The organism is Pseudomonas sp. S2_B07, from assembly GCF_054668435.1.
In genome coordinates, this window is sequence record NZ_CP162769.1 from 1,824,454 (window position 1) to 1,839,362 (window position 14,909).

A 14,909-nucleotide genomic window follows, 5' to 3' on the forward strand; every position below is an offset into this window, starting at 1 on the left:
CAATAACAAGAATTCCGGGAGCCCGCCATGTCGGTCGATCCGCAACAATTCCTGCGCGAGCTGTTCGCCACAGCCATCGACGCCGCCCATCCGCAGCAAGTCCTCGAAGCCCATTTGCCCAAAGATCGCAGCGGTCGGGTAATCGTCATCGGCGCCGGTAAAGCTGCGGCCGCCATGGCGCAAGTCGTCGAGCGTTGCTGGCAGGGTGAAGTCTCCGGTCTGGTGGTGACGCGTTACGGTCACGGCGCCCCGTGCGAAAAAATCGAAGTGGTCGAAGCGGCCCATCCGGTGCCGGACGCTGCCGGCCAGGCTGTCGCCAAGCGAGTCTTTGAGCTGGTCAGCAACCTGACCGAAGACGACCGCGTGATCTTCCTGCTCTCGGGTGGCGGCTCCGCCCTGCTCGCATTGCCCGCCGCCGGTATCACCCTCGCCGACAAGCAATCGATCAACAAAGCCCTGCTCAAATCCGGCGCCACCATCGGCGAGATGAACTGCGTGCGCAAGCACCTCTCGGCGATCAAGGGCGGCCGTCTCGGCAAAGCCTGCTGGCCGGCCACTGTGTATACCTATGCGATTTCCGATGTGCCGGGCGACCTCGCCACGGTCATCGCTTCCGGCCCGACCGTGGCCGACCCAAGCACCTGCGCCGAAGCGCTGGCGATCCTCAAGCGCTATGGCATCGAAGTTCCGGCCTCAGTGCGTAACTGGCTGCAAAGCCCGGAATCGGAGACGGTCAAACCCGGAGATCCGAGCCTCGCGCGTAGTCATTTCCAGTTGATCGCCCGTCCACAACAATCGCTTGAAGCCGCCGCCGTGAAAGCGCGGCAGGCCGGTTTCAGCCCGCTGATCCTCGGCGATCTGGAAGGCGAATCCCGCGACGTGGCCAAGGTCCACGCCGGCATCGCCCGTCAGGTCGTGCTGCACGGTCAGCCACTGGCCGCGCCATGCGTAATCCTTTCGGGCGGTGAAACCACCGTGACCGTACGCGGCAATGGCCGTGGCGGGCGCAACGCCGAGTTCTTGCTGAGCCTGACCGACAGCCTCAAAGGCCTGCCCGGCGTCTACGCCCTGGCCGGGGACACCGACGGCATCGACGGCTCCGAAGACAACGCCGGCGCAATCATGACCCCGGACAGCTACGCCCGCGCCGCCGCCCTCGGTTTGAGCGCCAGCGACGAACTCGACAACAACAATGGCTACGGCTATTTCGAGGCGCTGGACGCACTGATCGTCACCGAGCCGACCCGCACCAACGTCAACGACTTCCGCGCCATCCTGATCCTCGAGAGCCCTAAACATGACGCCTGACAAGAAGGTTAAGATCCTCGCCACCCTCGGCCCAGCCATCGACGGGATCGACGACATCCGCGAACTGGTGCAGGCCGGGGTCAATATTTTCCGCCTGAACTTCAGCCACGGTGATCACGCCGACCACGCTCAGCGCTACCACTGGATTCGTGAAGTCGAGCGCCAGCTGAATTACCCGCTGGGCATTCTGATGGACCTGCAAGGCCCGAAACTGCGGGTCGGCAAGTTCGCCGAAGGCAAGGTGCAACTGCATCGCGGTCAGGCCTTGCGCCTGGACCTGGACCCGACGCCGGGTGACGAGCGCCGCGTTAACCTGCCTCACCCGGAAATCATCGCCGCGCTCGAGCCAGGCATGGACCTGCTGCTGGACGACGGCAAATTGCGTCTGCGCGTGGTGACCAAGTATTCCGACGCCATCGACACCACCGTGCTCAATGGCGGCGAACTGTCGGACCGCAAAGGCGTGAACGTACCGCAAGCGGTGCTGGAACTGAGCCCGCTGACCGCCAAGGATCGCCGTGATTTGAGCTTCGGCCTGGAGCTGGGTGTGGATTGGGTCGCGCTGTCATTTGTGCAACGTCCGGAAGACATCCGCGAAGCCCGCGAGTTGATCGGCGACAAAGCATTTTTGATGGCCAAGATCGAGAAACCATCGGCGGTGACTCAGCTGCGGGAAATCGCTGAATTGAGCGACGCGATCATGGTCGCTCGCGGTGATCTGGGCGTGGAAGTGCCGGCCGAAAGCGTGCCGCAGATTCAGAAAAACATCATCACCCTCTGCCGTGAGCTCGGCAAACCGGTGGTGGTGGCGACGCAGATGCTCGAGTCGATGCGCTTCTCCCCGGCCCCGACCCGCGCCGAGGTCACCGACGTGGCCAACGCCGTGGCTGAAGGTGCGGACGCGGTGATGCTGTCGGCGGAAACCGCCTCCGGTGAATACCCGCTGGAAGCGGTGCAGATGATGAGCAAGATCATCCGCCAGGTGGAAAACGGTCCGGACTATCAGGCGCAACTGGACGTGAGCCGGCCGAAAGCCGAGGCGACGGTTTCAGATGCGATCAGCTGTGCGATTCGTCGAATCAGCAATGTGCTGCCAGTGGCGGTGCTGGTGAACTACAGCGAGTCCGGCACCTCGAGTTTGCGCGCGGCGCGGGAACGGCCGACGGTGCCGATCCTCAACCTCACGCCGAACCTGCAGACCGCTCGCCGCCTGACCGTGGCGTGGGGCGTGCACTCGGTGGTCAATGATCGGCTGCGGCAGGTGGATGAAGTGTGTTCGACAGCGCTGGAGATTGCCCAGGCCCAGGGCATGGCTCAGCGGGGCGACACGTTATTGATCACTGCGGGTGTGCCGTTTGGGCAGCCGGGGTCGACTAACTCATTGCGCATCGAAACCCTGATTTAACCCCATACCATGATCGTTCCCACGCTCTGCGTGGGAATGCGGCCCGGGACGCTCTGCGTCCCAAGAGCAGACGCAGAGCGTCCATCGAGGCATTCCCGCGCAGAGCGTGGGAACGATCTGCACTGAATGACCCTTAAAATGCCTGCCAATCACTTCAACACCCACTGCCCCGACTGGGCGACAGCCCTGCTCAACGGTTTCAGTCAGATCTTCCTCCAGCGAAATCCGCTGTGCGGCCTGCTGTGCCTGTTGGCGATTCTGTTTACCGCGCCCACCCTGCTCGGCGGTGCGCTGCTGGGCGGTGTCGCCGGGTTGCTCACCGCGCAACGTCGCAACTACGCCAAAGAGGATCGACAGGCCGGACTGTTCAGCTACAACGGCGTCTTGCTCGGCTTGCTGCTGAGCCTCTATTTCCCCTGGTCTGCCCTGCTGCCGCTGATGATCATCGCCTGCGGTGGCCTGAGCGCGATGCTGACTCAACAGTGGCTAAAACGCTCCCGGGTCAGCCAATACCTGCCCGCCTACACCGCGCCCTTCGTGGGATTGGGCTGGTTGCTGCTGTGCTTCGCCACGCCGTCGACCCAGGCGCACCTGATCGAAATCAACACCCTGAACATGCTCGCCGCCCCCCTCAAAGGCCTCGGCCAGGTGATGTTCCTCGGTCATCCGCTGGCCGGTGCGCTGATTGCCGCCGGATTGCTGATTGCTGACCGCCGCGCTTTTTGCTGGGCGATGTTCGCGTCTGTCGCGGGCATGGGCTGGAGCCTGCTGAACCATGACTTCTACACCGCCCTGATCGGCCTCGGTGGCTATAACGCCGTGCTTGCCGCCCTCGCCTTCAGCTCGCAACGCCAGCAACTGTGGCTGCCTCCGCTCGCTATTGCACTCGCGTTGCTGCTGACACCCGTGTTTGCCGCGATCGGCCTGCCCACGCTGACCGCGCCGTTCATCCTCGGTTGCTGGCTGATCCGTACGATTGTTCAAGTGCTCGGCAAAGCCACGATGACCACTGCGCCTTGCGCTCCTGGGGAGAATCAACCTAGGCTGCGCTGATCATTGGTTCAGGCGGTATCCATGGACAGCAGCAAAAACTGGCGTGAAGAGCTTTACGTCATGGTTTTCCAGAGCGACACCAAGGCGGGGCGACGCTTCGACGGCATCCTGCTGTTGATCATCCTCGCCAGCATCGTCATCGTGATGCTCGACAGCATCGACGCGGTTCACCAGAACTACGCCGATCTGCTGGCGTATATCGAGTGGGGCTTCACCTTCGTTTTCGCCGTCGAATACATCCTGCGGCTGTACTGCTCGCCCAAGCCTTTGCGTTACGCGTTCAGCTTCTATGGGCTGGTGGACTTGCTGGCCATCGTGCCCGGCATCCTCGCGCTGTATTACGCCGATGCGCAGTACCTGCTGATCATCCGGATCATTCGGATGCTGCGGATTTTCCGCGTGCTCAAGCTCGGCCCGTACCTCAAGCAAGCCAATTACCTGATGTCAGCGCTGCGCGGCAGCAAACAGAAAATCGTGGTGTTTCTGGTCAGCGTCTGCACCCTGGTGACGGTGTTCGGCACCTTGATGTACGTGATCGAAGGTCCGGAACACGGCTTCACCAGCATTCCCAAAGGCATCTATTGGGCGATCGTTACGCTGACCACCGTGGGCTTCGGCGACATCGTGCCGAAGACGCCGTTGGGCCAGGTGATTTCGTCACTGGTGATGATCACCGGTTACTCGATCATCGCCGTGCCCACCGGGATTTTCACCGCCGAACTGGCTAACGCGATGCGTGGCGAACAGCTGCAACATGACTGCCCGGTGTGCAAGAAAAACAGCCACGAACACGGTGCGGCATTCTGCTCGCGATGTGGCAACGCACTATTCAAGAAACTGGAATAAGCAAAGAGCTTTTTAATCTTTAAAGGCCTATGCGAGCCCGGCTATAGTCGCTGGCAAATTGCCTCACTTTTAAATTAGAACAAGGACTGCGCAGTGAAAAAACTCTTTGGCGCCTCACTTCTGGCCGCTGGCCTGGCATTGACCAGCATGGCTCAAGCCGCCCCGACCCTGCTTAACGTTTCCTACGACGTGATGCGCGATTTCTACAAGGACTACAACACTGCCTTCCAGAAACACTGGCAAGCCGAGCACAACGAAAACATCACCCTGCAGATGTCCTTCGGCGGTTCCAGCAAACAGGCGCGCTCGGTGATCGACGGTCTGCCGGCTGACGTCATCACCATGAACATGGCGACCGACATCAACGCCCTGGCGGACAACGGCAAACTGGTGCCGGACAACTGGGTCACGCGCCTGCCGAACAACAGCGCGCCGTTTACCTCCGCCACGGTTTTCATCGTGCGTAAAGGCAACCCGAAAGCCCTGAAAGACTGGCCGGATCTGCTCAAGGATGGCGTTCAGGTGATCGTGCCGAACCCGAAAACCTCGGGCAACGGTCGCTACACCTACCTGTCGGCCTGGGGCTATGTGCTGAAGAATGGCGGTGATGAGAACAAGGCCAAGGAGTTCGTTGGCAAGCTGTTCAAACAAGCCCCGGTACTGGACACCGGCGGCCGCGCAGCCACGACCACGTTCATGACCAACCAGATCGGCGACGTGCTGGTGACCTTCGAAAACGAAGCGGAAATGATTGCCCGCGAGTTTGGTCGTGACCAGTTTGAAGTGATCTACCCGAGCGTTTCCGCCGAAGCCGAACCGCCGGTGACGGTGGTCGACAAAGTCGTCGACAAGAAAGGCACTCGTGCTGCGGCCGAGGAATACCTGAAGTACCTGTGGTCGCCGGAAGGTCAGGAAATTGCGGCGGCGAACTACCTGCGTCCGCGTGACCCGGCGGTGTTGGCCAAGCACACCGATCGTTTCCCGAAAGTGGACTTCCTGTCGGTTGAGAAGACCTTTGGTGACTGGCGCACGGTGCAGAAGACCCACTTCAATGATGGCGGGATCTTTGATCAGATTTACACCGGTCAGTAATTCCTGAGCAAAATGAAAAAGGCGACCTGAGCAGGTCGCCTTTTTTTGCCGGACACAAACCCAAAGTTCACCGGGATTGGGACTTGCTTTCACATTGGTGGTGTCACGCCATCCTTGCCCGCCGAGATCGATTGCGCCGTCAGCGTCCCGTCCGCACTCTGCGTCACAAACGTCACGATCTTCACCCCCACCTTCAGCAAACTGCGATCCCCCGGCACCAGATTCACAATCGGCACGTCCATCGGCACCAGGATTTTCTGCTGCCCGCCCTTGTAGTTAACCGTCAACACCCGGCCATTGCTGACCACCAGATCACCGACGCTGCCATTGGTCATGCTGCTGCCCTTGACCAGGTCGAAGGGCCGATGCCCGTCGCCACTGCCGGCCAGTTCCGGCGGGAAGACGTGGACTTCCAGCGCCTTGAGGGTCCCATCTTCCTGAGGAATCGCCGCCGAGCCGATGTAGCTGCCGGGTTTGATGTCTTCGATGTTAGCCAAAGTGACGGCGCGGATTTTGGTGTCGTTGGTCAGGTGGATGACCACGTTTTCCCCACTGTTGGCGTGGACATTCAACGCGTCGGAGCTGACCCCGGTGATCTCGCCGCGAACACCGATGCGCAAACCCGGCGCGTCGGCGGCCTCGGCCAGGCCAGTGGTCAACAAGGTCATCAGTGTCAGGGCTGAAGCGCCGCGAATCAGGTGGCGAATCATCGCATTCATGGCAGTGCCTTCCGGTTATGAAACGTGAGAGAGAACATAAGCACGCTATCGAACAGGATGTAAGTGAATGTATCATCGGACCTCACTTTTTTGGGACGCAAGGTGCATCGGCAAACAGCACATGGCCAGCGTCACTCATTCCGCAATGGAATGATTACTATCACTTCAACCTCTCTTCCGCCGTTTGGGCTTGCCGCTTAGCCTTCGCGCATTCCCTTTTGTCCAGCGAGACCCGTTATGAATCCAACGACCCAGGCGCCCCACGGTGCCGCGACAATGACCAAAGGCATGGTGCTGCTCTTCGCCTTCTGCTGCGGCGCCATCGTCGCCAATATTTACTATGCCCAGCCGATCATTGGCCTGATCGCGCCGGACATCGGCCTGACCAGCACCATGGCCAGCTTCATCGTTTCGTTGACGCAAATTGGCTACGCGCTGGGGTTGTTCTTCCTGGTGCCGCTGGGCGATCTGCTGGAGAACCGTAGATTGATGATCATCACCACCGTGGTGGCGATTGCCAGTTTGCTGGGCGCTGCGTTCACCGATCAGCCCAATGTGTTTTTGCTGATCTCGTTGCTGGTAGGCTTCAGTTCAGTATCGGTGCAGATCCTGATTCCACTGGCCGCGCATCTTGCACCGGAAGAATCTCGCGGCCGGGTGGTCGGCGGAATCATGGGCGGTTTGCTGCTGGGTATTCTGCTGGCACGACCGGTGTCCAGCGTGGTGGCTGACCACTTCGGCTGGCGCGCGATGTTCATGATTGCGGCCGCGTTGATGGCGGCGATCAGCATCGTGCTCGCGCTGACCATTCCCAAGCGCCAGCCTGATCACAGTGCTTCTTACGGGCAGTTGCTGGGGTCGCTGTGGACACTGTTGCGCCAACAACCGGTCTTGCGTCAGCGGGCGTTTTATCAGGGTTGCATGTTCGCCACGTTCAGCCTGTTCTGGACCGCCGTGCCGCTGGAACTCGCCCGCAATCATGGCCTGTCGCAAACCCAGATCGCGATCTTCGCCCTGGTCGGTGCCATCGGCGCCATCGCCGCGCCCATCGCCGGTCGCCTGGCTGATGCCGGTCACACCCGCATCGCGTCTTTGCTGGCCCTGATATTCGCCAGCCTGAGCTTCCTGCCGGCGTTCATCCATCCGCTCTACAGCGTCATAGGCCTGGCCGTGACCGGCGTGGTACTCGACTTCTGCGTTCAGATGAACATGGTCCTCGGCCAACGCGCGGTCTACGCCCTCGACGCCAAAAGCCGCAGTCGCTTGAACGCGCTGTACATGACCAGCATCTTCATCGGCGGTGCGTTTGGTTCGTCGGTGGCCAGTGCGGTGTATGAACACGGCGGCTGGTTGTGGATCGTGATTGTGGGGAGTACGTTTCCGCTGTTGGCGTTGCTGCGGTTTTTGAGTGCTTCGCAGAAGGCTTCGCTGGCGACGGCTTAAGCTTTTTAAACCCTCGCGAGCTCGCTCCCACAGGTAATCGCCCAACCTGTGGGAGCGAGCCTGCTCGCGATGCGATATGACGGCAATCGCCTGATTCAAACGTTCAACATTCCCCATCCCCTGCCTGCGAATTCCGGATTGTCCCGATGCGTGCTTACTGACGTTGGTGTTGGAACAATAAACCCCTCCTCCACCATTTTTTGCAGCAGGATCCGTGCGACTTCGACAGCAGCGTTGTATGCCTCCTCAAACGTATCCCCGGCGGTCACCGCGCCAGGGATGTCAGGTATTTGAATACCGATTGCCGTTCTCTCGTCTCCCCACTCGATAATGATGGGATGGTGCACAGGCGTTCCTCCCGCAAAACATCACCTTAATAAAGCGTCACTGGACCATAGAATCCGGACAGGATCTGTTCACGTTGTTTTTCAGGATGTGAGCTCACTCATTCCCCCAAGAGTGTCGATGCCGGCACGATTATGTGATCGATCAGGATGGTGTGAGTCGTTACGCCGAGGTCAACCCGGATTACACTCAGCGTCCTGAGCCTGAAGCGATGCTGGATGCGATTCGCGGCTGCCCCTTTCACCGCCGCCCGCCCCGGCGGCAGGTTCTTTTCAAGGAGTGTGAAATGACCCGTCGTACTTTTCTCATCACAGGCGCCAGCAAAGGCATCGGTCGCGCGGTGGCCGAGCATCTGGATCGCGCCGGGCACCGGGTGGTCGGGATCGCACGAACCCCTGACCTGACGTTCCCCGGCATTCTGTTTCCACTGGATTTGAGCGACAGGGCGCTGACCCAGGAAGTCCTGGCGGATCTGGCCAGGACGTACGAGTTTGATGGGCTGGTGAACAACGTCGGTCTGGTACGCCCGCAGGTGTTGGGCGAGATCGATCTGGATACGTTCGACGATGTGATGCGGGTCAACCTCCATTCGGCGTTGCAGGCCACCCAGGCACTGCTGCCGAATATGCGTGCCAAGGGCTGGGGTCGGGTGGTGAATATTTCCAGTTTGACCGTGCTGGGGATCACCCAACGCACGGCGTATGCGGCGGCGAAAGCGGCGCTGATCAGCTTCACGCGATCGTGGGCGCTGGAGCTGGCGAAAACTGGCGTGACAGTGAATGCCGTGGCACCGGGGCCGACTGAAACCGAATTGTTCCGCACCAACAATCCACCGGGCAGTGAGGGTGAAGCGCGGTATCTGGCGGGCGTGCCGATGGGCCGTTTGGGGCAGCCGCAGGAGATTGCGGCGGCGATCGCGTTTTTGCTGTCCGAGCAGAGCGGGTTTATCACCGGGCAAACGCTGTTTGTCGACGGCGGCTCCTCCATCGGCAAAGCCGCGTTCTAACCAACAATACAAAACCCCTGTAGGAGTGAGCCTGCTCGCGATGAGGTCCTGACAGCCAACATCGTTGTTGAATGTCAGGCCGCCATCGCGAGCAGGCTCACTCCTACAGGGGAATTCCTAAAGGCATCAGACTGCACAAGGGTTTCGAATGGACCGCCTCGCCGCAATGGAAACCTTCGTCTACGTCGTGGAAACCGGCTCGTTTTCCGCCGCCGCCCGGCGCCTGAATATCGGCCAGCCCGCCGTGTCGAAAGCCATTGCGCAACTCGAATCACGCCTGGCCGTGCGACTGTTGTTGCGTTCGACCCGAGGCCTGACGCCCACCGAGGCCGGCCTGGCCTTTTTCGAACGCGCCAAACGTGCCATCGAAGAAGTTGACGAGGCCGACAACGCCGCGCGCGGTGCCGCCAGCGGGCTGACCGGCAACCTGCGCATTTGCGCCGCCGTGACCTTCGGCCGAATCCATATCGTGCCGCACCTCGGGCCGTTCCTCGATCAGAATCCAGACCTGAACATCGACCTGCTGCTCGACGACCGTAACCTCAATCTGGTCGAAGAAGGCGTCGACGTCGCACTGCGCATGGGCGCCCTGAGCGACTCCGGCCTCACCGCCCGCAAGATCGCCGAATGCCGACGTGTTGTACTCGGCACACCGGCTTACTTCGACAAACACGGCGAACCCACCTGCCCGGCTGACCTGTGCAAACACCAGGCAGTGGTCTACGCCTTGGGCGGCGGCGCCAACTGGCAATTTCGCAACGCGAGCGAAGAACAGTCCGTGATCATCAATGGCCGAATTCGCGTCAGCGCCGCGGAAGGTTTGCGTGAAGCGGTCCTCGCCCATCTGGGATTGACCATGGCCTCCGAATGGATGTTTGCTCCGGAGCTGGCCAGCGGTGCCGTCAGGGAAGTGATGACGGATTGGACCCTGCCGAACCAGGATTTGTGGGCGGTGTTTCCCACCGGAAGAATGGCCAGCGCGAAGGCTCGGGCGTTTGTGGAGTATGTGCAGGGGTTGTTGGTGAATAGAACCTGAACAGGACTCAAGCGGCAAAACGGCGATCCTCAGATCGCCGTTTTCATTTACTGCCCGAATTGCCGTCCCAACCCGCCCGGAACGCCATGGATATCCGTGTCTTCCCAAGGCCCGTCGGGGCTGACCGAACGGCTCCAGCCGTTGTTCCAGCGGTAGTAGGTGCGCTGGCGGTAGAAGGTGTTGGTCTGATCCTCCAGCACATAGACGCCAAGCTTGGCGTCCCAATGGCTATTACCACCCGGTGGCGGTGCGAAGCTGGCGGAGGTGCGCGGCATCGGTTTGGCCGGCTTGGCGGGGATGCCCGGTTTGCCCGGCGAGGGTGTCGTGGACGGTGTCGGCCTTGGCTGCGATGGCGGGATCGGTGGTGGTGTCGTGGGCTCTGGCCGCTGGACCGCACATGCACTTAACCCCAAAACCAGACTGAGCAGGGTGATACGAGCAATAGCGGTCATGGCGGTGCTTCCTGTTATTTGTCCGGGCTGTCGATGGTCAGTGTCTGCGTCGCGGTGGTGCTGCTGGCCAGAGGCTGGCTGCGACCGACCCATTCACCGGCAGTCGGTTGGCCGGCACGGGAGACGCGCGCAACCAGTTGGACTTCAGGGAAGTTCGACAGTTTCAACTGCGGCATCATTGCGTCGGCATCACCCAGTTCGACAGTCACCGGCAAGTCGGCCACGGTCAGGCGTTTGGCCGCCAACGGCGCAGGTGGACCTGAGGTGGCGCGGGCGAAGATGAAGACAGTGTCACCCGGCTGGACCTTGGCTTTGAGCGCTGGCGCCAGGTCTACGGTGACTTTCAGCAACGCTGCCGCCTTCGCCGCAGGTGCCTGGACAACCTTGCCACCGCTGGCTTCCAGCTTCTCGGTGGCCCGGCTGATACCACCTTGCAGGGCGGCGCGGGAGCTGTCCTCGGGCGGCAGTTGCGCCAGCAGGCGATTCCAATAGTCGATAGCGTCCTGATAACGCTGGGCTTCGAAAGCTGCGATGCCAAGCAGTCCAAGGCTGGTGACTTCTTTTGGATCGGCTTTCAGCGCTTCATCAGTCAGGGCCTGAATCTTGTCCGACCACTTCTTGCCATCGGCAAAGTATTGGGCCTGCGCCCATTGGCCGAGCAGTTCCGGTTGACGCCCGGCCAGGTTCACCGTGCGCTCAAAGATCTTCGCTGCATCGCCAGGACGGTCCTGGGCCATGTAGGTGCGACCAAGGAAATACAAGCCTTCAGCCGATTCCGGCTGAGCGGCGACGGCGCGTTCCAGGCGACGGGTCATCTCTTCCATCGACTGCGGTGCCTGGGAAAATTCGCGGGTCAGTTCGACTTTGTCGCTGGCACCGAAATGCAGGTACAAGCCAAGACCGAGCACCGGAACCAGCACTGCCGCCAACAACGGCAACGGCTTGCCCAGGCGACCCACGCGAGGCGCTGCAACGCCTTCGGTATCGGCGAGTAGCTCACGGGCCGCTTCGGCGCGGCCGGCGTCCATTTGCCCGGCGTCGAGCACACCCTCTTCCTGCTGAGTCTGCAACTCAGCCACGCGCTCTTGGTACAGCGCAACGTTCAGGGCGGTACGATCCTCTTCAAGTTGAGCACGACGACCGCGCAAAACCGGGATCAACAGAAAACTCAGGGCAACCAGAAGCAGCAGACCTGCAGCGAGCCAGAAATCAATCATTCTTGGTTTTTATCCAACAGGTGGTCGAGGCGCTCACGCTCCTCGGCAGAAAGCGCGTCCGGGGTTTCGGCGCGTTGCACGCGACGACGGCGGACGATCACGGCGATGATCACGAAACCGCCCAGCAGGAGGCCGGCCGGGCCGAACCAGAGCAGTGCAGTCTTGGCGTTGAGAGCCGGTTTGTAGCGGACGAAGTCACCGTAGCGGTCGACCATGAAGTCGATGATCTGCTGGTTGTCCTTGCCCTCGCCGAGCATGCGGAAAATCTCTTTGCGCAGGTCGGCGGCAATCGGTGCATTGGAATCGGCGATGTCCTGATTCTGGCACTTGGGGCAACGCAGTTCCTTGGTCAGCTCGCGAAAACGCTCGCGATCACCTTCTTTGGCGAACTCGTAGGTATCGATGGCGGCGTGGGCCACGCCGGCCATGCTCAAGCCCAGTACCGTCGCTGCTATCCAGCGCTTCATGGCTTGGCCTCATCGACCAGCGCCTGATACTTGGCAGCCAGTTTTTCACGCCAGACCTGCTCGTCGATCACACCGACGAACTTGTCGCGGATGATGCCCTTGGCGTCGATGAAAAAGGTTTCCGGCGCGCCATACACACCGAGGTTCAGGCCCAGGGTGCCGGCGTCGTCACGGATGTCCAGTTGATACGGGTTGTGGAACTCCACGAGCCACTTCAAGGCGTCGGCGTTGACGTCCTTGTAGTTGATGCCGTAAATCACCACGCCCTGCTGGGCCAGTTTGTTCAGCACCGGGTGCTCGACCCGGCAGGAAATGCACCAGGTGCCCCAGACGTTGACCAGTGCCGGTTTGCCCACGATGTCAGCCTTGGTCAGGGTTTTGTCGCCCTGCACGCTTGGCAGGGAAAACGCCGGGAACGGTTTGTTGATCATCGCCGAAGGCAACTCGGCCGGGTCGAGGTACAACCCGCGATACAGGAAAACAGCCACCACCAGAAAAATCATCAGTGGCAACAGCATCAACCAACGTCTCATGCAGTCGCTCCCGTCATGCCCAGTGCTTCACGCACCCGGCTTTTCACCTTGACCCGATAACGCCGATCCAGCGCCGCCAGCAACCCGCCGAAGCCAGTCAGCAGACCGCCGAACCAGATCCAGCGCACGAACGGTTTGACGTGAACGCGCACAGCCCAGGCGCCATCGCCCAGCGGTTCGCCGAGGGCGACGTAGAGGTCACGGGTGAAACCGGCGTCGATTCCGGCTTCGGTCATCACCGAGTTCTGCACGGTGTACAGGCGTTTTTCCGGGTGCAGCACGCTGACTTCCTTGCCATCGCGGATCACCCGAACGGTGCCCTTGTCGGAGGTGAAGTTCGGGCCTTCGAAGTGCTTGGCGCCTTCGAACACGAAGTGATAACCGGCCAGGTCCATGGACTCGCCCGGCGCCAGGCGCAAGTCGCGCTCGGCACTGTTCTGGCTCGACAACACGACGCCCAGCGCACACACGGCAATGCCCAGGTGAGCGATCTGCATGCCCCAATAACTGCGGGTCATGGTCGGCAGGCCTTTGATCAGGCCTTTGTGGCGAGTCTTGTCGAGGATATCCCGGACACCGGCGAGCAATACCCACGCTGCCAGCATGAAGGTTGCAATCACCGCCCAGTTGAAATCGCCATAAGCGACGCCGGCCACAACCGCCAGCGCAGCACTGCCGAGCAGTACCGGGGTCAGCATGCTCATCAGCCATTTGACCGGGGTGTCTTTCCAGCGCACCAGCATGCCGACTGCCATCACCACCATCAGCAACGCCATCAACGGAATGAACAGCGCATTGAAGTACGGCGGGCCGACCGACAGTTTGGCGCCGGTCATCGCATCGAGAATCAGCGGGTACAAGGTGCCGAGCAGGATCATCGAAGCCGCCACCACCAACACCAGGTTGTTACCCAGCAGCAGGGTTTCCCGGGACCAGAGGTTGAAGCCGACCTGGCTCTTGACCACCGGCGCGCGCAGGGCGAACAGCGTCAGCGAACCGCCGACCACGAACAGCAGGAAAATCAGGATGAACACACCGCGCTCAGGGTCGGACGCAAACGCGTGAACCGACGTCAGCACGCCGGAACGCACGAGGAACGTACCGAGCAAGCTCAGCGAGAATGCGGCGATGGCCAGCAACACGGTCCAGCTCTTGAACACGCCACGTTTTTCCGTGACGGCCAACGAGTGAATCAGCGCCGTACCGACCAGCCAAGGCATGAAAGAGGCGTTTTCCACCGGGTCCCAGAACCACCAGCCGCCCCAGCCGAGTTCGTAATACGCCCACCACGAACCGAGGGTGATGCCGATACCAAGGAAAGCCCAGGCGACGATGGTCCACGGACGCGACCAGCGCGCCCACGCCGCATCAAGGCGACCGCCCATCAGCGCCGCGATGGCGAAGGCGAAAGCCACGGAGAAACCGACGTAACCCATGTACAGCATCGGCGGGTGAACGATCAGGCCGATGTCTTGCAGCAACGGATTGAGGTCGGCGCCATCGCTGGGCACTTGCGGCAGGATGCGCTTGAACGGGTTGGACGTGAGGATCAGGAACAGCAGGAAACCGGTGCTGATCATGCCCATCACCGCCAGCACGCGGGCCAGCATGTCCCGCGGCAACTGCCGGGAGAACACCGATACCGCGAAGGTCCAGCCACCGAGGATCAACGCCCACAACAGCAATGACCCTTCGTGTGCCCCCCAGACTGCGCTGAACTTGTAGTACCACGGCAAGGCACTGTTGGAGTTGCTCGCGACGTAGGCGACCGAGAAGTCGTCGGTCATGAACGCGTAGGTCAGGCAACCAAAAGCGAACACCAGGAAAGTGAACTGACCCCAGGCGGCTGGCTGAGCCAGGCTCATCCACAGTCGATCACCGCGCCAGGCACCGAGCAATGGCACCACGGCCTGAACCAGCGCGAAACACAGCGCCAGGATCATGGCCAGGTGGCCAAGCTCAGGGATAAAGATTCCGGATGTCATCA

Annotated in this window: 14 protein-coding genes and 1 pseudogene; 8 read left to right on the forward strand and 7 right to left on the reverse strand. The window is 61.0% G+C overall.

Annotated features, from left to right (window positions below):
- The first annotated feature begins 27 nt into the window (after positions 1-27).
- From AB4N43_RS08475 to AB4N43_RS08495, 5 genes are all read left to right on the forward strand, one after another.
- Positions 28-1,308: a glycerate kinase type-2 family protein gene (locus AB4N43_RS08475; RefSeq protein ID WP_027922398.1), complete on the forward strand. Its 1,281-nt coding sequence runs from the start codon at positions 28-30 to the stop codon at positions 1,306-1,308.
- On the forward strand, positions 1,298-2,713 hold the full coding sequence (gene pyk, locus AB4N43_RS08480; RefSeq protein WP_027922397.1) for a pyruvate kinase: 1,416 nt from the start codon (positions 1,298-1,300) through the stop codon (positions 2,711-2,713). The genes AB4N43_RS08475 and pyk overlap by 11 nt, the downstream gene beginning before the upstream one ends.
- 138 nt (positions 2,714-2,851) lie before the next feature.
- Entirely contained in the window at positions 2,852-3,766 is a 915-nt protein-coding gene (locus AB4N43_RS08485; RefSeq protein WP_460154206.1) for an urea transporter, read from the forward strand.
- A 21-nt stretch (positions 3,767-3,787) separates the two neighbouring features.
- Positions 3,788-4,612, forward strand: coding sequence for an ion transporter (locus tag AB4N43_RS08490; protein ID WP_027922395.1), 825 nt, complete (start codon positions 3,788-3,790; stop codon positions 4,610-4,612).
- A 93-nt stretch (positions 4,613-4,705) separates the two neighbouring features.
- A complete protein-coding gene (locus AB4N43_RS08495) occupies positions 4,706-5,704 on the forward strand; it encodes a sulfate ABC transporter substrate-binding protein (RefSeq protein WP_059181368.1) in 999 nt (332 codons plus the stop codon).
- Between the two features lie 89 nt (positions 5,705-5,793).
- Here the strand turns inward: AB4N43_RS08495 and AB4N43_RS08500 are convergent, their stop codons facing one another.
- On the reverse strand, positions 5,794-6,423 hold the full coding sequence (locus AB4N43_RS08500; protein ID WP_027922393.1) for a DUF5666 domain-containing protein: 630 nt from the start codon (positions 6,421-6,423) through the stop codon (positions 5,794-5,796).
- Between the two features lie 237 nt (positions 6,424-6,660).
- Here AB4N43_RS08500 and AB4N43_RS08505 point away from each other — a divergent pair, with 237 nt between their 5' ends.
- Positions 6,661-7,866 (forward strand): MFS transporter, encoded by a 1,206-nt coding sequence (locus AB4N43_RS08505; protein ID WP_027922392.1) that lies wholly within the window; start codon positions 6,661-6,663, stop codon positions 7,864-7,866.
- A gap of 98 nt (positions 7,867-7,964) precedes the next feature.
- On the opposite strand, the pseudogene AB4N43_RS08510 reads toward AB4N43_RS08505, so the two are convergent.
- Positions 7,965-8,213 (reverse strand): annotated as a pseudogene (locus AB4N43_RS08510) (type II toxin-antitoxin system HicB family antitoxin); the annotation flags it as partial.
- A 284-nt stretch (positions 8,214-8,497) separates the two neighbouring features.
- Here AB4N43_RS08510 and AB4N43_RS08515 point away from each other — a divergent pair.
- Positions 8,498-9,217: an SDR family oxidoreductase gene (locus tag AB4N43_RS08515; protein ID WP_123434066.1), complete on the forward strand. Its 720-nt coding sequence runs from the start codon at positions 8,498-8,500 to the stop codon at positions 9,215-9,217.
- A 148-nt stretch (positions 9,218-9,365) separates the two neighbouring features.
- Positions 9,366-10,253 (forward strand): LysR family transcriptional regulator, encoded by an 888-nt coding sequence (locus AB4N43_RS08520; RefSeq protein WP_027922390.1) that lies wholly within the window; start codon positions 9,366-9,368, stop codon positions 10,251-10,253.
- 47 nt (positions 10,254-10,300) lie between these two features.
- Here AB4N43_RS08520 and AB4N43_RS08525 read toward each other — a convergent pair whose 3' ends face one another.
- The 5 genes from AB4N43_RS08525 to AB4N43_RS08545 are packed head-to-tail and all read right to left on the reverse strand — an operon-like array spanning position 10,301 to position 14,907.
- Positions 10,301-10,705, reverse strand: coding sequence for a hypothetical protein (locus tag AB4N43_RS08525; RefSeq protein WP_027922389.1), 405 nt, complete (start codon positions 10,703-10,705; stop codon positions 10,301-10,303).
- Between the two features lie 14 nt (positions 10,706-10,719).
- Complete coding sequence (gene ccmI / locus AB4N43_RS08530) at positions 10,720-11,922, reverse strand: c-type cytochrome biogenesis protein CcmI (protein ID WP_027922388.1); 1,203 nt, start codon at positions 11,920-11,922, stop codon at positions 10,720-10,722.
- Positions 11,919-12,389, reverse strand: coding sequence for a cytochrome c-type biogenesis protein (locus AB4N43_RS08535; RefSeq protein WP_059181372.1), 471 nt, complete (start codon positions 12,387-12,389; stop codon positions 11,919-11,921). The genes ccmI and AB4N43_RS08535 overlap by 4 nt, the downstream gene beginning before the upstream one ends.
- Positions 12,386-12,922 carry a DsbE family thiol:disulfide interchange protein gene (locus AB4N43_RS08540; RefSeq protein ID WP_059181373.1) on the reverse strand — a complete coding sequence of 179 codons (537 nt, stop codon included), beginning with the start codon at positions 12,920-12,922 and terminating at the stop codon, positions 12,386-12,388. The genes AB4N43_RS08535 and AB4N43_RS08540 overlap by 4 nt, the downstream gene beginning before the upstream one ends.
- Positions 12,919-14,907, reverse strand: a complete 1,989-nt coding sequence (locus AB4N43_RS08545) for a heme lyase CcmF/NrfE family subunit (protein ID WP_460153766.1) — start codon at positions 14,905-14,907, stop codon at positions 12,919-12,921. The genes AB4N43_RS08540 and AB4N43_RS08545 overlap by 4 nt, the downstream gene beginning before the upstream one ends.
- Positions 14,908-14,909: the final 2 nt, after the last annotated feature.